The following is a 20,994-nucleotide window of genomic DNA, read 5'->3' on the forward strand; positions in this document are numbered from 1 at the left end:
GCCCCGCCTTGTTTGCCGGTATCAGCGCTGGGCGTACTGCAGCACCACCTCCAACGGATGGCGCAACTGCTTATCGGTCATGCGCTTGACCTGGCTGCGGCACGAGTAGCCGGTCGCCAATGCCTCACCCTGCCTGTCCAGCTTGGTCGCCCAGGACTGCTCGAAGATGGTCTTCGAGGTTTCCTGGTTGCGCGCTTCATGCCCATAGGTACCGGACATGCCGCAGCAGCCGGTGGCCTCGGTGACCAGCTTCAGCCCCAGGCGGGCGAACACCTGCTCCCACTGCTTGGTACTGGCTGGCACATTGGTTTTCTCGGTGCAGTGGGCCATCAGGCGGAAGCTCTCGGCCTTGGCCGGCGCCCGCTCGGGCAACACATTCATCAGCCACTCCTGGGGCAGCAGCACCGACGGACACTCCACGCCATCCACCTTCTGGTACTCCTGGCGATAGACCAGGGTCATCGCCGGATCCAGCCCTACCAGCGGTACGCCGCAGTCGGCCAGGGCCTTGAGCTGGGTGGCATTGCGGATCGCCGCCCTGGCGAAGGCACCGAGGAAACCCTGCACGTGCAACGGCTTGCCGTTGGCGCTGTAGGGCGCGAGGAACACCTTGTGCCCCAGGCGATGGGCCAGGTCGATGAACGAGGCCAACAGTGGCGTCTCGAAATAGCGGGTGAAAGCATCCTGCACCAGCACGATGCTGCGCTCGCGCTGGGCCGGGGTCAGCTCACGCAGGGCCGGCACGCTCGCCACCTGGACCCGGCAACGGGTCAAGGTGGCCTGGAAGTTGAAACGGCTGATCAGCGGGCTGTCGACCATGCCGACCTTGTCCGCCAGCAGCCTGCTCACCCACTTCGAGCCCATCACCGCGTTGTACAGGCCCGGCGCATGGGCCAGGTACGGGATGGTGAATTCCAGCGAACCAATCAGGTAATCGCGCAACGGGCGCTGGTAGCGGCCGTGGTACAGCTCGAGGAAGCGCGAGCGGAAGTCCGGCACGTTGACCTTGATCGGGCACTGCCCGGCGCAGGACTTGCACGCCAGGCAGCCGGCCATGGCGTCGTATACCTCGTGGGAGAAGTCTTCCTGTCCCTGCTGGCGCGCACGGCTGTTGCGCAGGCGCGCCGGCAGCCCCTTGAACCAGGACGCCTTGCGCTGGGCGGCGGCGAGCACATCGATGTTCGCCTCGCCCTGCAGACGCAGCCATTCGCGGATCAGCGAAGCACGCCCCTTGGGTGAGTGCTGGCGTTCACGGGTGGCCTTCCACGATGGGCACATGGCGTCGTTGGGGTCATAGTTGTAGCAGGCGCCGTTGCCGTTGCAGTGCACGGCGCTGCCGAAGCTTTGCCAGACGCGCTCGTCGATACTGCGGTCCAGGTCACCACGCAGGGTCACGCCATCCACGGGGGTCAGGCCTTCGGCGCTGTCAGGCGGGGTGCAGATCTTGCCCGGGTTGAGCTGGTTGTGCGGGTCGAAGGCACCCTTGAGACGCTGCAGCGCCGGGTACAGTTCGCCGAAGTATTCCGGCACGTACTCCGAGCGCAGGCCTTTGCCATGCTCGCCCCAGAGCAGGCCGCCATAGCGCTGGGTCAACGCCGCCACGGCATCGGAGATCGGCTTGACCAGCGCGGCCTGGGCCGGGTCCTTCATGTCCAGCGCCGGGCGCACGTGCAGCACGCCGGCATCGACATGGCCAAACATGCCGTAGGCAAGACCGTAACCGTCAAGCAGCGCGCGGAAGTCGGCGATGTAGTCAGCCAACTGCTCCGGCGGCACGGCGGTGTCCTCGACGAACGGCTGTGGCCGCACCTCGCCCTCGACGTTGCCCAGCAGCCCCACCGAACGCTTGCGCATGGTGTAGACCCGGGTGACCGCCTCGGCGCCCTCCGCCAGGGTATGCCCCAGGCGCTCGACGCTGGTGTCGCGCTGCAGGTGGGCGACGAACGCCTCGACCCGGGCATTGACCTCGGCCGGCTCGTCGCCGCAGAACTCCACCAGGTTGATGCCCAGCGTCGGGCGCTCGGCGTCGGCCGGGAAATACTCGGCGACGCTGTGCCAGACGATGTCCTTCATCGCCAGCATCAGCACCTTGGAGTCGACGGTCTCGATCGACAGCGGCTTGTGCGCCATCAGCGCATTGGCGTCGCGCAGGGCGTCCATGAAGCTGGTGTAGCGCACGTTGACCAGCACCGCGTACTTCGGGATCGGCAGCACATTGAGCTTGGCCTCGACCACATAGCCCAGCGAGCCTTCGGCACCGCACAGCACGCTGTTGAGATTGAAGCGCCCCTGCTCGTCGCGCAGGTGCGCCAGGTCGTAGCCGGTCAGGCAGCGGTTGAGCTTGGGGAAGGTGCTTTCGATCAGCCCGGCCTGAGTTTGCTGGATCTCGCGGGCCATGCGGTACACCTCGCCGACCCGGCCGGGCGCGGCGCAGGCCTGCTCCAGCGTCGCGTCGTCGATCGGCAGGCTGTGCAGACGCTCGCCACCGAGCAGCACACTGTGCAGCTCGAGCACGTGGTCGCGGGTCTTGCCATAGGTGCAACTGCCCTGGCCGCTGGCGTCGGTGTTGATCATGCCGCCGACGGTGGCGCGGTTGGAGGTCGACAACTCTGGCGCGAAGAACAGCCCATGGGGCTTGAGCGCGGCGTTGAGCTGGTCCTTGACGACGCCCGCCTGGACCCGCACCCAGCGCTGCTCGACGTTGATCTCGAGAATGCTGTTCATGTGCCGCGACAGGTCGACGACGATGCCGTCGGTCAGCGACTGGCCGTTGGTGCCGGTGCCGCCGCCACGCGGGGTCAGCTTGATATCGCGAAAGCGCGGCTCGGCCATGAGCGTGGCGACCCGCGCCACATCGTCGGCATCCAATGGGAACACCGCCGCCTGGGGCAGGCGCTGGTAGATGGAGTTGTCGGTGGCCAGCACGGTGCGGGTGCCGTAGTCGGCACTGATCTGGCCACGAAAGCCGCTGTTCTTCAGGGCTTCGAGAAACTCGGGGTAGTAGGCGGCGGGCGCACGGGGCGGCAGCTGGGCGATCATCGAAGGATGCCTCTTTGATATCGGGCTAATTCACGGAAATCTTGTCACTCCTGCATGAATGACTCATGGGAGGATTTCGAACAGGCCAATGTTCCTGTAGTTTCGCGCCAGGGGCAAATGGATATTCCTGCCGCTATCAATGAGCTTTATGAATGAATTACCGCCACCTCACGCCGTCCATGTCGCTGCTGCTGGCCTTCGAGGCGGCCGCGCGGCATGAAAGCTATACCCGCGCCGCCGCCGAGCTTTCGCTGACCCAGAGCGCGGTGAGCCGCCAGGTGCAGGCGCTGGAGCAACAGCTGGGGCTCACCCTGTTCCGCCGCGAGGGGCGCCAGGTGCAGCTGACCGATGTCGGCCGCCTGTACCAGCGCGAGCTCAGCGAGGCCCTCGGCCGGATCCGCAGCGCCACCTTGCAGGCCCTGGCCTACCAGTCCGGGGTCGGCACCCTGCGCCTGGCGACCCTGCCGACCTTCGGCTCGAAATGGCTGCTGCCGCGCCTGCATGCGTTCTACAGCGCCCACCCCGGCATGCTGGTGCACATTCATTCCCGTATCGAAGCCATCAACTTCGACACCAGCGAGATCGACGCGGCCATCGGCGTGGCCACCCACGACCTGCCCGGACTGGTCTGCCATCGCCTGCACGCCGAGGAACTGGTGGTGATCCTGCCACCCGAATCCAAGGTGGACGGGCATTGGAACCCGCAAAGGATCAGCGAGCAGGTACTGCTCAACGTCGCCAACAACCCCCATGCCTGGGGCGAGTGGTTTTCCCACCATGCCCTGCCCCACCGGACGATGCGCCTTGGGCCAAGTTTCGAGCTGACCTCGCATTTGATTCAAGCGGTTCGGGCAGGCATAGGCATTGGCCTGGTGCCCAGAATCCTGGTGCAGGAGGAACTGGCCAGCGGCGAACTTTTCAGCCCGGGCACACCGTTTGCCAGCCAACGCAGCTACTACCTGATCTATCCGCCCAGGAACGAGGCATTGCCTTCGCTGCGGGCGTTTCGCGGCTGGTTGCTCGAACAGATCTGAGGCCGGCACAGGCAACAAAAAACCCGATGCCAGTCACCCGGCATCGGGTTCTTTGTTGGTGCGCGTCAGCGCTTACTTGGCGATGCTGCCAGCAGCGCCATTGGCCTGGGAGCCACGCTTGCTCTTCAGTTGGTAGGCCACATACATCACCACCAGCCATACCGGCATGGCGTACACCGATACCTGGATGCCCGGGATCTGCAGCATGATGCCGAGGATCAGCACCACGAAGGCCAGCACCAGGTAGTTACCGTACGGGTACCACAGCGCCTTGAACAGCGGCTTCTGGCCGGTGCGGTCGAGGTGCTGGCGGAACTTCAGGTGCGAGTAGCTGATCATCGCCCAGTTGATCACCAGGGTCGCCACCACCAGCGACATCAACAGCTCCAGGGCGTTCTGCGGCATCAGGTAGTTGAGCAGCACCGCGATCAGGGTCACGGCCGCCGACACCAGGATCGAGCGTACCGGCACGCCGCGACGGTCGACCTTGGCCAGCGCCGCCGGGGCATCGCCCTGCTCGGCCATGCCCAGCAGCATGCGGGCGTTGCAGTAGGTGCCGCTGTTGTAGACCGACAGCGCCGCGGTCAGGACCACGAAGTTCAGCAGGTGCGCGGCCACGTCGCTACCCAGCAGCGAGAAGACCTGGACGAACGGGCTGCTGCCGTAGCTGCCGCCGGAGGCGTCGATGCTGGCCACCAGGCTGTCCCACGGGGTCAGCGACAGCAGCACCACCAGGGCGCCCACGTAGAAAATCAGGATGCGGTAGATGACCTGGTTGATCGCCTTGGGGATCACGGTCTTCGGCTTGTCGGCCTCGGCTGCGGTGAAGCCGAGCATTTCCAGGCCACCGAAGGAGAACATGATGAAGGCCAGAGCCATCACCAGGCCGCTGACGCCATGCGGGAAGAAGCCGCCATGGGCCCACAGGTTGGTCACCGACGCTTCCGGACCGCCACTGCCGCTGGTCAGCAGGTAGGCGCCCAGGCCGATCATGCCGACGATGGCGGCGACCTTGATGATCGCGAACCAGAACTCGGCCTCGCCGAAGAACTTCACATTCATCAGGTTGATGGCGTTGATCAGCAGGAAGAACGCCGCCGCAGTCACCCAGGTCGGGATCTCCGGCCACCAGTAATGGACGTACTTGCCCACTGCCGACAGCTCCGACATGCCCACCAGGATGTACAGCACCCAGCAGTTCCAGCCCGACAGGAAGCCGGCGAAACCACCCCAGTACTTGTGTGCAAAGTGGCTGAACGAGCCGGCCACCGGCTCTTCGACGATCATCTCGCCGAGCTGGCGCATGATCATGAAGGCGATGAAGCCGCAGATCGCATAGCCGAGGATCATCGACGGACCGGCGGACTTCATCACGCCGGCCGAGCCCAGGAACAATCCGGTGCCTATCGCGCCACCCAGGGCGATCAGTTGGATATGGCGGTTCTTCAAGCCACGCTTGAGTTCGCCAGACTGTGAATTATGTCCACTCATGAACGAAGTCACCTGCTTGTTTTTATCTGTGACGGAATCGGACCCACCGCACTCGTGGCGCAGCGGAATGGGCAAGGTGGTTACCTTGGGTTCTTGGACGGGACGGTCCTGACGGGCGAGGTGCCCGGACGGATCAACCGGGTGTCAGCAAGAGTGCGCGGTACGCAAGGGGGTCACAGGTAAAACGCGGCGCATTGTATACCCCTGCAAACGCGCAGGCGTCAACGCGTTGCATCGTTTCCTGTGGAAAAAACGCACCGGTCCTGGGGTGAAGGCCTGAAAAGGCGGAGTGATCGGCGTACATGGCGCCTCCATTTTGTTGTTTTCGATGCCTGGCTATCCTGCCTGGCTCTGCACACGGCAATGGCGCTATCTCAGCGTTTGGGCAGGGGTTTGGGAAGAGGGGAAAGGGTGTCGGGGAGGCTCTGGCGCGCAAGTCTTGGAAAGATTTTGTGACGAAGAGCGGTAAATCACTGGCAAGCCGAGGAAAAGGCCTCGGATCGTATAATTTTCTTTACATAGCGGTTTGAAAATTTGCCACTGGCCGGGAAAATTTCTGTCTGTTCAGGTACTTGGGACCGCTTTGCCCCGTGCCATAAACCGCAGCCACAAAAAAGCCAGCCCGAAGGCTGGCTCTTTCGCTACCGGGGCGAATCAGCCACGCGGCTTGCCGCGACCACGGCCGGCAGGCTTGTCGCCCTCGGGACGGGCCGGACGCTTGCGCATCTCGCTCGGGCGCTCGGCCACCGTGCTGCCACGACCACTCTTGCGCGGCGCAGACTCTTCACGCGGCGCGCGCGCCGGGCGCTCGGCCTTACCTTCGGCAGCCGGACGCAAGGTGCGCACACGCTCGCCACGCCCCAGCGGACGGGTCGACTTGCGCTGCAGACGCTCGAGCTTGTCCTTGGCCTTGAGCTTCATCTCCGGCAGCGCCACTGGCTGCAGGCCGACTTCGGCGGCCAGGATGTCGATCTCGCCCTGGCTCATTTCGCGCCAGCGGCCCATCGGCAGGTCGGAGTTGAGGAACACCGGGCCGAAACGCACGCGCTTCAGGCGGCTGACCACCACGCCCTGGGATTCCCACAGGCGGCGCACTTCACGGTTGCGGCCTTCCATCACCACGCAGTGGTACCAGTGGTTGAAGCCTTCGCCGCCCGGTGCCTTCTGGATGTCGGTGAACTTGGCCGGGCCGTCCTCGAGCACCACGCCGGCCTTGAGGCGATCGATCATGTCGTCGTCGACCTCACCGCGCACACGCACGGCGTACTCGCGGTCCATTTCATAGGACGGGTGCATCAGGCGGTTGGCCAACTCGCCGTCGGTGGTGAACAGCAGCAAGCCGGTGGTGTTGATGTCCAGGCGGCCGATGTTGATCCAGCGGCCCTCTTTCGGGCGCGGCAGGCGGTCGAACACGGTCGGGCGGCCTTCCGGGTCGTCACGGGTGCAGATTTCGCCGTCGGGCTTGTTGTACATGATCACGCGGCGGGTCGCCTCGGCGGCCTCGACACGCTTGATCAGCTTGCCGTCGACGGTGATGGCGTCGTGCAGGTCGACGCGCAGGCCCAGGGTGGCCTCGACGCCGTTGACCTTGATACGGCCCTGGCCGATCCAGGCCTCGACGTCACGACGCGAGCCGACGCCGATGCGCGCCAGTACTTTCTGCAGTTTTTCGCCGGACGGCGGGGTGGGTTGTTGGTCTTGCAGGTCTTTGTCACTCATCTGGGCACCTCCCGGTGTAGTAGTGAAAGCGGGCGCGCATCATACGCGGTTCGGCGGGGGAACGCACTGGAGGGTAGAAGGTTTTTGGTGATAGCCCTGTAGATTCTGCCCAAAGGTAGGTGTTGACGGTGCCGGCCTTATCGCGGGGCAAGCCCGCAGTCACAAGGTCGGCAGTCAGGCCTTTGGTTCGTCCTCGGGCTCGACCGACGCCTCATCGCGCAAATCATCGAAATCGGTCTTGAGCCCCTCTTCCATCGCATCCAGCTCAACCAGCAGCGAGCGGAAACTAGTCTGCTCCTTGGGTTGCACCTCTTCACCCTCCCCGCCCAGGCTGGCATCGGCCAAGGCTTGCAGGTGAGCGGGCACCGGCGCCTCGTCCGGATCGAGCAGCGGTTCCGGCTCCATCTCGCGCAACTCGGCCAATGCCGGCAGCTCGTCGAGGCTCTTGAGGTTGAAATGATCGAGAAACGCCTTGGTGGTGGCGAACATCGCCGGCCGGCCGGGCACCTCGCGATAGCCGACGATGCGGATCCACTCGCGCTCTATCAGGGTCTTGATGATGTTGCTGTTGACCGCCACGCCGCGCACGTCCTCGATCTCGCCACGGGTGATGGGCTGGCGATAGGCGATCAGCGCCATGGTTTCCAGCAGCGCGCGGGAATAGCGCTGCGGGCGCTCCTCCCACAGGCGGCCGACCCAGGGTGCATAGTCTTCGCGGATCTGCAGGCGATAGCCGCTGGCCACTTCCTTGAGTTCGAAGGCACGGCCGCTGCAGGACTTGCCCAGCACATCCAGGGCCTTCTTGAAAACAGCGGGGGCCGGGCGCTCGGCCTCCTCGAACAACTCGTAAAGGCGTTCGAGGGATTGTGGCTTGCCCGAGGCGAGCAGGAAGGCCTCGATCAGCGACGCCAGTTCACGGGGTTCGTTCAGGTTCATCGGTAGTCGTCAGGTCATTCTGCCCGGGCACGGACGTGGATCGGGGCGAAAGGCTCATTTTGCACGAGTTCGATCAGCGATTCCTTCACCAGTTCGAGAATCGCCATGAAGGTCACCACGACGCCGAGCTTGCCCTCCTCGCGACTGAACAGTTCGACGAAAGGCACGAAGCCACCGCCCTTGAGGCGTTCGAGCACCTCGCTCATGCGCTCGCGGGTCGACAAGGTCTCGCGGGTGATCTGATGGCTCTCGAACAGGTCGTTGCGACGCATGACCTCGGCCATGGACAGCAGGATCTCCTCCAGCGCCACCTCCGGCAGCAGCTTGCGCACCTTGGCCTGGGGGGCCTCGAGGCGCGGCACGACAACGTCGCGTCCGACCCGCGGCAACTCATCGATGCCTTCGGCGGCGGCCTTGAAGCGCTCGTACTCCTGCAGTCGGCGGATCAGTTCGGCGCGCGGGTCGCCCTCCTCTTCCTCGATCTCGCTGGAACGCGGCAGCAGCATGCGCGACTTGATCTCGGCAAGCATGGCGGCCATTACCAGGTACTCGGCGGCCAACTCCAGACGCACGCTCTTCATCAACTCGACATAACCCATGTACTGGCGGGTGATCTCGGCCACCGGGATATCGAGAATATCGATGTTCTGCTTGCGGATCAGGTAAAGCAGCAGGTCCAGCGGACCCTCGAAAGCCTCGAGGATCACTTCCAGCGCGTCCGGTGGGATGTACAGGTCCACCGGCAGTTCGGTCAGCGCCTCCCCGTAGACCAGGGCCAGCTGCAACTGTTGGGGGGCATCGGCCTCCTCGGCCGGCGCCTCGGGCGTTTCCGTCTGGCTCATGCGTTGACCAGGAACGGCGTGGGGTCGCCGCAGCCTTCACGGATCAACGCAGGTTCGTCGCCGGACAGGTCGATGATGGTGGAAGCCTTGAGGTCGCCGAAGCCGCCATCGATCACCAAGTCGACGTTGTGTTCAAGGCGCTCGCGGATCTCGTAGGGGTCGACCATCGGCTCAGCGTCGCCCGGCAGGATCAGGCTGACGCTCATCAGCGGCTCGCCCAGTTCCGCCAGCAGGGCCAGGGTGATTTCATGCTTAGGCACGCGCAGGCCGATGGTACGGCGCTTCTCGTGAAGCAGCAGGCGCGGTACCTCGCGGGTGCCATTGAGAATGAAGGTGTAAGGCCCAGGCACATGGGCCTTGAGCAGGCGGAACGTGCCGGTGTCGACCTTGGCGTACAACCCCAGTTGCGACATATCACAGCACATCAGGGTGAAATTGTGGGTCTTGTCCAGGCCACGCAGCTTGCGCACCCGCTCGATGGCGGCCTTGTTGCCGATCTGGCAGCCCAGCGCATAGGCCGAGTCGGTCGGATAGACCACCACGCCACCCTTGCGGATGATCTCCACAGCCTGCTTGATCAGGCGCGGCTGCGGGTTCTCCGGATGAATCTGGAAAAATTGGCTCACGAAATCGTCCTGTTCATACCGCCATAGGCTGTTCATGTCGGAATCGGCGCCACAGGGGTGGCAGGTCCTCGGGCAATGGCCGGTAGGCACCGATCTCGCCCCAGGTGCCAGGGCCGTGGAAATCACTGCCGGCGCTTGCCAGCAAGCCGAACTCACGGGTGAGGATCGACATAGTCCCCACCTGCTCGGGCGGCATCATCCCATTGACCACTTCCAGTGCCTGCCCTCCTGCCTGAATATAGTCGGCAATCAGCCGTCTGCGCTTGCTGCGGGTCAGGTCGTAGTGCATGGGATGAGCCAGGCTCACCCAGGCATTGGACTGGCGCAACGTGGCGACGGTTTCCTCCAGCGTCGGCCAGTGCAGCTTGACGTCCCCCAACTTGCCGGCGCCCAGCCACTTGCGAAAGGCCTCGCCACGGTCCTTGACGAAACCTGCGCGCACCAGGAATTCGGCGAAGTGCGGGCGCGCCGGGGCATTGCCGCTGTCGCCCAGCTCCTGCTGCACGGCCCGCGCGCCGTCCAGCGCGCCGGGCATGCCCTTGGCCGCCAGCTTGCGGTCTATTTCCTCGGCGCGCAGCCAGCGGCCACGGTGCAGGTTGTCGATGGCCTCGAGCAAGGGCGGGGCATCGAGCGGAAAATCGTAACCCAGCACATGGATGGTGGCGCCGCCCCAGGTGCACGACAACTCCACCCCGCTGATCCACCGCATGCCGTTGTCCAGGCAGGCCTGGCGGGCCTCGGGCAGACCTTCGAGGGTGTCGTGGTCGGTGAGCGACAGCGTCCGCACCCCGTGCTCATGGGCCCGGGCGACCAGTGCCGTGGGCGACAGGGCGCCGTCGGAGGCCGTGCTGTGACAGTGCAGATCAACATTCATGGAGGAGCGCTTTCGCAGGAATCGATGTTTGTTATTATGCCGTCACATCCCGCTTCTGGCTGCCACTGTGAAACAATTCATCGATTTCATCCCGCTGCTGCTGTTCTTCATCGTCTACAAACTGGACCCGCGCCCGGTCGAATTCGCCGGCCACGGCTTCGAGTTCGGCGGGATCTACAGCGCCACCGCCATGCTGATCGCCAGCTCCGTGGTGGTCTACGGCGCGCTGTTCCTGCGCCACGGCAAGCTGGAGAAGGGCCAGTTGCTGACCCTGGTCGCCTGCCTGGTGTTCGGCGGCCTGACCCTGGCCTTCCACAGCGAGACCTTCCTCAAATGGAAGGCGCCGGTGGTCAACTGGCTGTTCGCCCTGGCCTTCGCCGGCAGCCACTTCATCGGTGACCGGGTGCTGATCAAGCGCATCATGGGCCACGCCCTGACACTCCCTGAAACAGTCTGGAACCGCCTGAACCTGGCGTGGATCGGCTTCTTCCTGGTGTGCGGCGCCGCCAACCTGTTCGTCGCCTTCACCTTCCAGGACATCTGGGTCGACTTCAAGGTGTTCGGCAGCCTGGGCATGACCGTGCTGTTCCTGGTGGCCCAGGGTGTCTACCTGTCGCGCCACCTGCACGATACCGACCCTTCCACCTCCAAACCCAAGGACTGACATGCTCTACGCCATCATCGCCAGCGACGTCGAAAACTCCCTGGAAAAACGCCTGGCCGCACGTCCCGCCCATATCGAGCGCCTGCAACAGCTCAAGGCCGAGGGCCGTGTGGTGCTTGCCGGCCCGCACCCGGCCGTCGACAGCAACGACCCGGGGGCCGCCGGTTTCAGCGGCAGCCTGATCGTCGCCGAGTTCGATTCGCTGGCGGCCGCCCAGGCCTGGGCCGACGCCGACCCGTACATCGCCGCGGGCGTCTACGACAAGGTCGTGGTCAAGCCGTTCAAGCAAGTCCTGCCCTAACAGGCTGTTGAGGACAGGCTTTGTGGTAGCGGGCCAAGGCCGCACCAGCAAAGCCTGCTCCCTGCTACACCCCGCGCTGCGCTATTCATAAATTCCGACAACCGGCCGACAACCTCCTGAATCGATACGAATCAGGAGTTCCAATGCGTCAAGGTCCGATGTCCCTGCTGCTTTGCCTGTTGCTGTCGTCCCCTTTCGCCGCGGCCGAGCAGCCGCTGTCGCTGGAAGCCGGGGCGCGGATCACCGAGCTGCAACAGCGCCTGGAAGAAAGCGAGAAACAGCGCGACGCGCTGACCCTGCAACTGCAGAACCAGGACAACGAGCGCGAAAGCGCCCAACTCTCGCGCCTGCGCCAGGACAACCAGCGCCTGAAGCTGGCAATCAAGGAGCTGCAGGCCGCGAGCAGCGCGCCTCAGCGGCTGCTCACCGACCAGCAGCAGTGGTTCCTGATCGGTTCGGTCGTTGCACTGTTGTCGGCAGTCTGCGGTATCTTAGCCAGCGGCGGACACAGAAGACGCCGGCAATGGTTGAATTGAGTGAGACATGAGCGAGCTGTTACTGATTGATGATGACCAGGAACTGTGCGAGCTGCTCGGCAGCTGGCTGACCCAGGAAGGGTTTGCGGTGCGCGCCTGCCACGATGGCCAGAGTGCGCGCCAGGCCTTGGCCACCCACGCTCCGGCGGCGGTGGTGCTGGATGTCATGCTGCCCGACGGCAGCGGCCTGGAACTGCTCAAACAGTTGCGCAGCGAGCACACCGACCTGCCGGTGCTGATGCTCTCGGCCCGGGGCGAGCCGCTGGACCGCATCCTTGGCCTGGAGCTGGGCGCCGACGACTACCTGGCCAAGCCCTGCGACCCCCGCGAGCTCACCGCCCGCCTGCGCGCCGTGCTGCGCCGCAGCCACCCCAGCGCGCCCAGCAGCCAGGTCGAGATCGGCGACCTGACCTTCAGCCCGGTGCGCGGCGTGGTCAGCATCGACGAACGCGAGATGACCCTCACGCTGTCCGAGAGCCGCATCCTCGAAGCGCTGCTGCGCCAGCCCGGCGAGCCGCTGGACAAGCAGGAACTGGCGCAGATCGGCCTGGGCCGCAAGCTCACGCTCTATGACCGCAGCCTGGACATGCACGTCAGCAACCTGCGCAAGAAGATCGGCCCGCACCCGGATGGCCGCCCGCGCATCGTCGCCCTGCGCAGCCGCGGCTACTACTACAGCCTCTGACAGGCAACACGACCTCTGTAGGAGCGGCCTTGTGTCGCGATGGGACGCGAAACGGCCCCAGAATCGTGGCGGTATGCAAAAAATTGCCGGGGCTGCTGTGCAGCCCATCGCGACACAAGGCCGCTCCCACAGGATCCGCACGGTGGCTACCGGCATCTTTACCCAGCCTTTACCCTCGCCTGACCGCCCTTGACCTTGATCTCCCTAGACTGGGCTCATCCGGTAACCACCGGCCCCTGAAAGGAGAGACACCATGCGCAAGACCCTGATCGCCCTGATGTTCGCCGCCGCCCTGCCGACCGTGGCCATGGCCATGCCTGACGGCGGCCCGCGCCACGACGGCCCCCATCATCGCGGTGACGCGCCTTTCGCCCAGCTGGACCTGAGCCGCGATCAGCGCCAGCAGATCGGCAAGCTGATGGGCGAGCAGATGCAGCAGCGCCGCGACATCACCGAGCGCTACATGGCCAAGCTGCCGGCCGCCGAGCAGAAAGCGATGAAGGACGAACTCAAGGCCAGCCACGACAAGACCGACGGCCAGATCCGCGCCCTGCTCAAGCCCGAGCAGCAGAAGAAGTTCGACGAATTGCAGAAGGAACGCGCCGCGCGCAAGGCCGAATGGAAGGAGTTCCAGGCCTGGAAGGCTGAAAAAGCCGCCAAGGCCCAGTAAGCTGTCAGCCCGATGCCCGGCCCGCGCCCCCGCGGGCCGGGCTTTCGCCCTTTCTCGGAGGTGCTCGTCTTGCGTTCACTGTTCTGGCGCATCCTGGCCAGCTTCTGGCTGGCCATCGCCCTGGTCGCCGGGCTGTCGATCCTGCTCGGGCACATGCTCAACCAGGACACCTGGATCCTCAGCCGCCATCCGGGCCTGAACAACTTGGCCAGTCACTGGGCCCAACACTATGAACAGGACGGCCTGGAGTCGTCGCAGCGCTTCCTGGAGCGGCGCAAGCAGCGCTACAAGATCGACGTGCAGGTGCTCGACGACAGCGGCGATGCCGTGGTACCCGGTACCTTCCCGCGCCGCGCCGCCGCCTTCGAGGCGCGCCAGCACAACGACGAGCGCCGCCTGCCCTGGCGCCGCCTGACCGAGGAATACACCAGCCCCACCAGCGGCGAAACCTACCTGCTGATCTACCGCATTCCCCACCCCGAACTGGCCGCCTGGCACCGCGAGAGCCTGATCTGGCCGCTCAGCGCCCTGGGGATCGCCCTGGTGGTGCTGACCCTGTTCAGCCTGCTGGTGACCCTGTCGATCACCCGACCGCTCAGCCGCCTGCGCGGCGCGGTGCACGACCTGGGACAGACCAGCTACCAGCAGAACAGCCTGGCGCGGCTGGCAGTGCGCCGCGACGAGTTCGGCGTGCTGGCCAACGATTTCAACAAGATGGGCGCGCGCCTGCAGAGCTTGATCGGCAGCCAGCGCCAGCTGCTGCGCGATGTATCCCACGAACTGCGCTCGCCGCTGGCACGGCTGCGCATCGCCCTGGCCCTGGCCGAGCGCGCCGAGCCGCAGCAGCGCGAGGCCTTGTGGCCGCGCCTGACCCGCGAGTGCGATCGCCTGGAAGACCTGATCAGCGAGATCCTGGTGCTGGCCCGGGTCGATGCCGACCAGGCCCATGCCGAACCCGTGGACCTCAATGCCTTGCTGGGCGGCGTGCGCAAGGACGCCCAACTGTCAGCCCCGGAACAGGAAGTGCGACTGGAGGCGCAGGCAGGGCTGACCTTGCACGGCTGGCCGACCTTGATCGAACGGGCGGTGGACAATTTATTGCGCAATGCCCTGCGCTTCAATCCGGCCGGGCAGCCGATCGAGGTGCATGCCCGCCGCGAACAGGATCGCATCGTGCTGAGCGTGCGCGATCATGGGCCGGGGGTGGCGGCAGAGCACCTGGCGCAGCTGGGCGAGCCGTTCTTCCGGGCGCCGGGGCAGGAGGCGCCGGGGCATGGCCTGGGGCTGGCGATTGCGCGCAAGGCGGCGGAGCGCCATGGTGGCAGCCTGGTGTTGGGGAACCATCCGCAAGGTGGGTTCATTGCGACGCTGGAGCTGCCCTTGGGGCATGAATAGCTGATAGTGGTGATGAACCCATCGCGGGGCAAGCCCGCTCCCGCGCATTCCTGTGGGGCGGGCTTGCCCCGCGATAACTGATGCTTCAGTTACCCCAGGCGCTGACGTACCGGGCCGTCTCCAGGACCGGCGCCGTGCGCGGCTCGCCCATCGGCGTGCCGACATACAGGTAGCCGATCACCTCTTCATTCGCCTCCAGGCCCAAACCCTCGTGCACATGGGCATCGAACGCCATGTCGCCGGTGCGCCACACCGCGCCGATACCCTGGGCATGGGCGGCGATGAGGATGCCATGGGCGGCGCAGCCGGCGGCCAGGCGCTGCTCGATCTTCGGCACCTTGAAATGATCCTGCAGCCGGGCGATCACCACGATCAGCAGCGGCGCCCGCAGCGGCATCGCCCGGGCCTTGTCCAGCGCGGCCGGGGAGGCATCGCCCTTGGCCTGCACCGCCTCGGCGAACAGCTCGCCGAGCTTCTCGCGGCCCTGGCCCTCGATGGTCAGGAAGCGCCAGGGGCGCAGCTGGCCATGGTCCGGCGCGCGCAATGCGGCCTGGAACAGCGCCTCGCGCTGGGCGGCATTGGGCGCAGGTTCGGTCAGGCGTGGCACGGAAACACGGTTGAGCAATGCGTCGAGAGCCTCCATGGGCTACCCTCCTGGCAGATTGAAAGTGCCGCCATTCTCAAGCTGCAAGCTGCAAGCTGCAAGCCACAAGAAAAACAGCCTTCGTAAGCCTCATTGGTACTTGCAGCTTGCAGCTTGCAACTTGCGGCTTAAAATGGCGCCCTTTCCGTAGCGAGTCAGAGCAGATCACATGGCGTTGCCGACCTTAAGGATCATTGGTTTCATCATCGGCATCTTCCTGATCACCCTGGCAGTGAGCATGGTGGTGCCCATGGCGACCCTGGTGGTCTTCGAGCGCACCGGCGACATGCCGTCGTTCCTCTGGTCGAGCCTGATCACCTTCCTCGCCGGGCTCGGCCTGGTCATCCCCGGCCGCCCCGAGCACGTGCACCTGCGCCCCCGCGACATGTACCTGCTGACCGTCAGCAGCTGGCTGGTGGTCTGCGTGTTCGCCGCCCTGCCGTTCCTGCTGACGCAACACATCAGCTACACCGACGCCTTCTTCGAAAGCATGTCTGGCATCACCGCCACCGGCGCCACCGTGCTCAGCGGCCTGGACACCATGTCGCCGGGCATCCTGATGTGGCGCTCGATGCTGCACTGGCTGGGCGGCATCGGCTTCATCGGCATGGCGGTGGCGATCCTGCCGCTGCTGCGCATCGGTGGCATGCGCCTGTTCCAGACCGAGTCCTCGGACCGTTCGGAAAAGGTCATGCCGCGCTCGCACATGGTCGCCAAGTCGATCGTCGCGGTGTATGTCGGCATCACCGTGCTCGGCAGCCTGGCGTTCTGGTGGGCGGGGATGAGCCCGTTCGACGCGATCAACCACGCCATGTCGGCGATCTCCACCGGCGGGTTCTCCACCTCCGACCAGTCCCTGGCCAAATGGGACATCCCTGCGGTGCACTGGGTCGCGGTGGTGGTGATGATTCTCGGCAGCGTGCCGTTCACCCTGTACGTGGCCACCCTGCGCGGCCACCGCAAGGCGCTGATCAAGGACCAGCAGGTGCAGGGCCTGCTGGCCATGCTGGTGGCCACCTGGCTGGTGCTCGGCACCTGGTACTGGGCCACCACCAACCTGCACTGGCTCGACGCCCTGCGTCACGTGGCGCTGAACGTCACCTCGGTGGTCACCACCACCGGCTTCGCCCTGGGCGACTACAGCATGTGGGGCAACTTCTCGCTGATGCTGTTCTTCTACCTGGGCTTCGTCGGCGGTTGCTCGGGCTCCACCGCCGGCGGCATCAAGATCTTCCGCTTCCAGGTCGCCTACATCCTGCTCAAGGCCAACCTCAACCAGCTGATCCACCCGCGGGCGGTGATCAAGCAGAAGTACAACGGCCATCGCCTCGACGAAGAGATCGTGCGCTCGATCCTGACCTTCTCGTTCTTCTTCGCCATCACCATCTGCATCATCGCCCTGCTGCTGTCGCTGCTGGGCGTGGACTGGATGACCGCGCTGACCGGCGCCGCCGGCACGGTGTCGGGCGTAGGCCCCGGGCTGGGCGAGGTGATCGGCCCGGCCGGCAACTACGCCAGCCTGCCGGACGCGGCCAAGTGGATCCTCTCCGGCGGCATGCTGCTGGGCCGCTTGGAGATCATCACGGTGCTGGTGTTGTGCATGCCGGCGTTCTGGCGTCACTGACCGACAACCGCGTGCGGTACTCGCTCGGGGTGGTGTCGAACCAGCGGCGGAACGCCCGGTAGAAGTTGCTCGGATCGGCGAAACCCAGCAGGTAGGCGGTTTCCAGCAAGGTGGTGCCGGGCTGGGCCAGGTACTGCTCGGCCAGTTCGCGGCGGGTGTCGTCGAGCAGGGTCTGGAAGCTGGTGCCCTCGTCCTGCAGGCGCCGTTGCAAGGTGCGCTGCGACAGGTGCAGGGCCTGGGCCACGGTCTCGCGCTTGGGCTCGCCCTGGGGCAGGATACGGCACAGCACCTGGCGCACGCGGTGGGTCACGCGGCTTTCCGAGAAGCGCGCCAGGTATTCACCGGCAAAGCGGTCGTGCAGCACCGCCATCGCCTCGTTGGCGGTCGGCAGCGGCGCCTCCATGTCGGCACGCTCGAACACCAGCGCGTCATGGGGCGCGCCAAACACCAGCGGTGCATGAAAGGCCACCTTGTACGGCTCGACATTCTTCGGCTGGCCGCCCTGGATCAGCACCCGCCGGGGCTGGATCGGCCGCCCACTGAGCCAGGTGCACAGGGCCAGGGCACAGGCCAGGGAGGCCTCGGCGCTGTGCCGGGTCGGTGGCAGGTGATCGCCATGCACGGTCAGCACCAGGGCGTAGCCGTCCGGCTCGAGGCGAAAGCTCAGGTCCGAGCTCTCGGCGATGATCCGCTGGTAGCGCACCAGGCGCTCGAAACCCTCGGCCAGGGTGCGGCTGGACATCAGCGCATAACCCACCACATGGAACGAGGCCGGACGCACCACCCGGGCCATGTTCAGGCCGATGGCCTCATTGCCCGACAACTCGACCGCCAGTTGCCACAGCCGGGTCATCGAATCCTGGGTGAATCGCGCATCGGGGTCGTCGAGGGCGGAAAAGTCGAGCCCTAGTTGCTTGAACATGGCCGGACAATCGAGTCCTTCCAGCTCCAGTGCCTTGACGATCCCTGATGCCCAGCTGGCTGACGTGGTTCTCTCACTCATGACAGGCTCTTGTGCTGACCGCTCCTGCGGTGAACCGAAAGGATACTCAATTGGCGCCTATTGTCACTGGCCACTGCCCCCAATGACTCTAGACTCGATTCAGGCTCCACGCCGTGTATCCTGTTCGCACGATCCGCAGATCCGGAAGCCCGCCATGACCCGCACAGCGCAGTTCCGCAGTTTTGCCGAGTTCTACCCTTACTACCTGGGCGAGCACAGCAACGCCACCTGCCGCCGCCTGCACTTCGTCGGCACCAGCCTGGTGATCGCCCTGCTCGCCTACAGCATCGGCAGCGGCCAGTGGCTGTTGCTGCTGGCCGTGCCGCTGGCCGGCTACGGCTTCGCCTGGGCCGGGCATTTCTTCTTCGAGAAGAACCGGCCGGCCACCTTCACCCATCCCTGGTATAGCCTGGTCGGCGACTTCGCCATGTTCCGCGACATCCTGCTGGGCCGGATCAACCTCTGAATAGGCCCGCAAGGCCAGGTTCGCGTCCCGGCCGGCCACTGCCAAAGCCCGCGCCCTGGCCAACACTGCCAGGCATGTCCCCGACACGAGTGGCCCGCGGCGATGAACAAGCAAGCGAACTTCAGCCACATGCGCGACGGCACCGCCCAGGACTGGGCAATCATTGCCGACGACTTTCGCGCCTATGCCCGGCAGTTGCCCCAGCGCATCCTCGCCCACCTGCGCCTGCTCGATGGCGACTTCGGCGGTTTTCCCATCGATCGCCTGAGCCACTCGCTGCAGACCGCCACCCGCGCCTACCGTGACGGCCGCGACGAGGAATACGTGGTCTGCGCCCTGCTGCATGACATTGGCGACACCCTCGGCAGCTACAATCACCCGGATATCGCCGCGGCGATCCTCAAGCCCTTTGTCAGCGCCGAGAACCTGTGGATGGTCGAGAAGCACGGGATCTTCCAGGGCTACTACTTCTTTCACCACCTGGGCATGGATCGCCACCTGCGCGAGCAGTTCAGCGATCACCCGCAGTACCAACGGACCATCGAGTTCTGCGCGCGCTACGACGCGGCGGCGTTCGACCCCGAGTACCCGAGCCTGCCGCTGACGTTCTTCGAACCGATGATGGAGCGGCTGTTCGCCCAGCCCAGGCAGTCGATCTACAAGACGGCCCTGAAAGCGTCGGCCTGACCAGCAGGGACGGCGATCAAGCCGGTTCACCCAGCTCCGCCAGGCGCGACGCGGCTTCCCGCGCCTGCGCCTCGGCGAACCGGTACAGCTCGATCCGCCCGTCCCAGTGCTCGATCAGCGCCGTGCACGACTCCACCCAATCACCGCAGTTGAGGTACTCCACCTCGCCCACCCGACGAATCTCGGCATGGTGGATATGCCCGCACACCACGCCCTGGAAACCACGCCGGGTACACTCGTGGGCGATGGCGTCCTCAAAATCGCTGATGAAGTTCACCGCCCCTTTGACCTTGTGCTTGAGGTAGGCCGACAACGACCAGTAACCGTAGCCATAACGGGCGCGCCAGTGGTTGAGCCAACGGTTGAGCACCAGGGTGAATTCGTAGGCCCGGTCGCCGAGAAACGCCAGCCAACGGTGGTAGCGGGTGATCACGTCGAACTGGTCGCCGTGGATCACCAACAGCCGCCGGCCATCGACGGTGAGGTGCTCGGCCTCGTCCACCAGCTGGATATTGCCCAGGATCAGTTTCGAGTAGCGGCGCAGGAACTCGTCGTGGTTACCGGTGACGTAGATCACTTCGGTACCGCGCTTGCTCAGGGTCAGCAGGCGGCGGATGACGTTGGTGTGAGCCTGGGGCCAGTAGATGCCGCCGCGCAGTTTCCAGCCATCGATGATATCGCCGACCAGGTAGATGCGCTCGGCCTGGTAGGCCTTTAGAAAATGCGCGAGGTGTTCGGCCTGGCAATCCCGGGTGCCCAGGTGCACATCGGAAATCCACAGGGTGCGGACACGCAGCTTGCGTGACGGGCGAAAGGATTCGGCATGGGTCATGGGCAGGCTCCGGCGCTGTTTGCTGGAGACTGGCAGGCACCGGTGACAGATTGGTGGCAGGCGCATGACCATCCTGCGTCCGCCTTGAGGTGTACACTCTTCACCTGCTTCGTGAGGACTCAACATGACCGCTGCCCCCCTGCTTTCGCTGCGCCATTATCGCCACGACCTGATCGCCCACAGCCACGACCACTCGCAACTGGTGTTCGGCCTGGGCGGACGCCTGGATTTCGAGGTGGATGGCCGCGGCGGCAGGGTCGGTCGCCAGGACCTGATGGTGGTGCCTGCCGGTGCCCACCACACTTGCGGCAGCCCCGAGGGTAGCCACTGCCTGGTGCTGGACGTGCCAGGCGGGCACTGGCTTGGCGAGCACCTGGGCGAGCACGCCGACAACAGCCGCCGCCTGCTCGACCGCCCCGGCCCCCTGGGCCTGGACAGCCGCCAGCAGCAGTTGGTGGACTGGCTGGCGGCAAGCCCGGTGGACGACCCGCTGATTGCCCGCCAAGGCGCGGTGCTGTTGCTGGCCAGCCTCAACCCGCAGGTCGGTGCCCCGGTACTGGCCAGCAGGCGCCTGCCCTATGCCGCCTTCGACCGCCATATCGAGCAGCACGCCGCCTATCCATTGCAGGTCGCCGATCTGGCGCGGCTGGCCGGGCTTTCCAGCGCGCGACTGCATGCGCGTTTTGCCAGCGAGCGCGGTATGACGCCGATGGACTATATCCGTGAGCGGCGGTTGGCGATGGCCCGGCGACTGTTGCGTGAAACGCTGTTGCCGGTGGGTGAGGTCGCGGCGCGGGTGGGGTATGGCTCGCAGAGTGCCTTCAGCGCGGCGGTGATGCGGGCGTTCGGCTGCACGCCGCTGGCGTTGCGGCGCGAGTCTGGCGACAATGGGCGCGAGGTGGGCGACAGACGCAGGTAGACCGGGCT

General features: G+C 65.4%; 21 protein-coding genes. 11 read left to right on the plus strand and 10 right to left on the minus strand.

All coding sequences use genetic code 11. The features are described from left to right. Nucleotides 1-21 precede the first annotated feature (21 nt). Nucleotides 22-3,039, minus strand: a complete 3,018-nt coding sequence (gene ydiJ / locus ACVWZ5_RS11545; RefSeq protein WP_186600176.1) for a D-2-hydroxyglutarate dehydrogenase YdiJ — start codon at nucleotides 3,037-3,039, stop codon at nucleotides 22-24. Between the two features lie 152 nt (nucleotides 3,040-3,191). Between ydiJ and ACVWZ5_RS11550 the strand changes: the two genes are divergently transcribed. Continuing rightward, entirely contained in the window at nucleotides 3,192-4,073 is an 882-nt protein-coding gene (locus ACVWZ5_RS11550) for a LysR substrate-binding domain-containing protein (RefSeq protein ID WP_084943109.1), read from the plus strand. 72 nt (nucleotides 4,074-4,145) lie between these two features. Here the strand turns inward: ACVWZ5_RS11550 and ACVWZ5_RS11555 are convergent, their stop codons facing one another. From ACVWZ5_RS11555 to ACVWZ5_RS11580, 6 genes are all read right to left on the minus strand, one after another. Next, a complete protein-coding gene (locus tag ACVWZ5_RS11555) occupies nucleotides 4,146-5,564 on the minus strand; it encodes an amino acid permease (RefSeq protein ID WP_062574784.1) in 1,419 nt (472 codons plus the stop codon). Between the two features lie 654 nt (nucleotides 5,565-6,218). Further along, nucleotides 6,219-7,283, minus strand: coding sequence for a 23S rRNA pseudouridine(2605) synthase RluB (rluB, locus tag ACVWZ5_RS11560; protein WP_028691082.1), 1,065 nt, complete (start codon nucleotides 7,281-7,283; stop codon nucleotides 6,219-6,221). Between the two features lie 174 nt (nucleotides 7,284-7,457). Next, complete coding sequence (scpB, locus tag ACVWZ5_RS11565; protein WP_457340618.1) at nucleotides 7,458-8,219, minus strand: SMC-Scp complex subunit ScpB; 762 nt, start codon at nucleotides 8,217-8,219, stop codon at nucleotides 7,458-7,460. Nucleotides 8,220-8,233: 14 nt separating this feature from the next. Further along, nucleotides 8,234-8,932 (minus strand): segregation and condensation protein A, encoded by a 699-nt coding sequence (locus tag ACVWZ5_RS11570; protein WP_172402438.1) that lies wholly within the window; start codon nucleotides 8,930-8,932, stop codon nucleotides 8,234-8,236. 125 nt (nucleotides 8,933-9,057) lie between these two features. Next, on the minus strand, nucleotides 9,058-9,687 hold the full coding sequence (locus tag ACVWZ5_RS11575; protein WP_062575760.1) for an L-threonylcarbamoyladenylate synthase: 630 nt from the start codon (nucleotides 9,685-9,687) through the stop codon (nucleotides 9,058-9,060). Nucleotides 9,688-9,700: 13 nt separating this feature from the next. Further along, on the minus strand, nucleotides 9,701-10,561 hold the full coding sequence (locus ACVWZ5_RS11580) for a PHP domain-containing protein (RefSeq protein WP_062574788.1): 861 nt from the start codon (nucleotides 10,559-10,561) through the stop codon (nucleotides 9,701-9,703). A 67-nt stretch (nucleotides 10,562-10,628) separates the two neighbouring features. Between ACVWZ5_RS11580 and ACVWZ5_RS11585 the strand changes: the two genes are divergently transcribed. The 6 genes from ACVWZ5_RS11585 (at nucleotide 10,629) to ACVWZ5_RS11610 (ending at nucleotide 14,812) form a co-directional block, all read left to right on the plus strand. Beyond that, nucleotides 10,629-11,225, plus strand: a complete 597-nt coding sequence (locus ACVWZ5_RS11585; RefSeq protein ID WP_062574789.1) for a septation protein A — start codon at nucleotides 10,629-10,631, stop codon at nucleotides 11,223-11,225. A gap of 1 nt (nucleotide 11,226) precedes the next feature. Next, nucleotides 11,227-11,526, plus strand: a complete 300-nt coding sequence (locus tag ACVWZ5_RS11590; RefSeq protein WP_062574790.1) for a YciI family protein — start codon at nucleotides 11,227-11,229, stop codon at nucleotides 11,524-11,526. A 143-nt stretch (nucleotides 11,527-11,669) separates the two neighbouring features. Continuing rightward, nucleotides 11,670-12,062, plus strand: a complete 393-nt coding sequence (locus tag ACVWZ5_RS11595; RefSeq protein WP_062574791.1) for a hypothetical protein — start codon at nucleotides 11,670-11,672, stop codon at nucleotides 12,060-12,062. 7 nt (nucleotides 12,063-12,069) lie between these two features. After that, nucleotides 12,070-12,747 (plus strand): response regulator transcription factor, encoded by a 678-nt coding sequence (locus ACVWZ5_RS11600; protein WP_028691090.1) that lies wholly within the window; start codon nucleotides 12,070-12,072, stop codon nucleotides 12,745-12,747. 253 nt (nucleotides 12,748-13,000) lie between these two features. Continuing rightward, nucleotides 13,001-13,417 carry a Spy/CpxP family protein refolding chaperone gene (locus tag ACVWZ5_RS11605; protein ID WP_084943104.1) on the plus strand — a complete coding sequence of 139 codons (417 nt, stop codon included), beginning with the start codon at nucleotides 13,001-13,003 and terminating at the stop codon, nucleotides 13,415-13,417. A 12-nt stretch (nucleotides 13,418-13,429) separates the two neighbouring features. Beyond that, nucleotides 13,430-14,812 (plus strand): sensor histidine kinase, encoded by a 1,383-nt coding sequence (locus ACVWZ5_RS11610; RefSeq protein ID WP_084943102.1) that lies wholly within the window; start codon nucleotides 13,430-13,432, stop codon nucleotides 14,810-14,812. A gap of 85 nt (nucleotides 14,813-14,897) precedes the next feature. Here ACVWZ5_RS11610 and ACVWZ5_RS11615 read toward each other — a convergent pair whose 3' ends face one another. Next, nucleotides 14,898-15,455, minus strand: coding sequence for an NAD(P)H nitroreductase (locus tag ACVWZ5_RS11615; RefSeq protein WP_062574794.1), 558 nt, complete (start codon nucleotides 15,453-15,455; stop codon nucleotides 14,898-14,900). A 169-nt stretch (nucleotides 15,456-15,624) separates the two neighbouring features. Between ACVWZ5_RS11615 and ACVWZ5_RS11620 the strand changes: the two genes are divergently transcribed. After that, nucleotides 15,625-17,079 (plus strand): TrkH family potassium uptake protein, encoded by a 1,455-nt coding sequence (locus ACVWZ5_RS11620; RefSeq protein ID WP_062574795.1) that lies wholly within the window; start codon nucleotides 15,625-15,627, stop codon nucleotides 17,077-17,079. Here the strand turns inward: ACVWZ5_RS11620 and ACVWZ5_RS11625 are convergent. Beyond that, on the minus strand, nucleotides 17,036-18,082 hold the full coding sequence (locus ACVWZ5_RS11625) for an AraC family transcriptional regulator (protein ID WP_084943099.1): 1,047 nt from the start codon (nucleotides 18,080-18,082) through the stop codon (nucleotides 17,036-17,038). The genes ACVWZ5_RS11620 and ACVWZ5_RS11625 overlap by 44 nt on opposite strands. A gap of 154 nt (nucleotides 18,083-18,236) precedes the next feature. Here ACVWZ5_RS11625 and ACVWZ5_RS11630 point away from each other — a divergent pair, with 154 nt between their 5' ends. Beyond that, nucleotides 18,237-18,548, plus strand: a complete 312-nt coding sequence (locus ACVWZ5_RS11630) for a DUF962 domain-containing protein (RefSeq protein ID WP_062574797.1) — start codon at nucleotides 18,237-18,239, stop codon at nucleotides 18,546-18,548. Between the two features lie 102 nt (nucleotides 18,549-18,650). Next, nucleotides 18,651-19,235, plus strand: a complete 585-nt coding sequence (locus ACVWZ5_RS11635) for an HD domain-containing protein (RefSeq protein ID WP_062574798.1) — start codon at nucleotides 18,651-18,653, stop codon at nucleotides 19,233-19,235. Nucleotides 19,236-19,251: 16 nt separating this feature from the next. On the opposite strand, the gene ACVWZ5_RS11640 is transcribed toward ACVWZ5_RS11635, so the two are convergent. Further along, a complete protein-coding gene (locus tag ACVWZ5_RS11640; protein WP_062574799.1) occupies nucleotides 19,252-20,067 on the minus strand; it encodes a UDP-2,3-diacylglucosamine diphosphatase in 816 nt (271 codons plus the stop codon). Between the two features lie 124 nt (nucleotides 20,068-20,191). Between ACVWZ5_RS11640 and ACVWZ5_RS11645 the strand changes: the two genes are divergently transcribed. Next, nucleotides 20,192-20,986: a helix-turn-helix transcriptional regulator gene (locus ACVWZ5_RS11645; RefSeq protein ID WP_062574800.1), complete on the plus strand. Its 795-nt coding sequence runs from the start codon at nucleotides 20,192-20,194 to the stop codon at nucleotides 20,984-20,986. Nucleotides 20,987-20,994: the final 8 nt, after the last annotated feature.

Source organism: Pseudomonas sp. TE6283, from assembly GCF_054060555.1.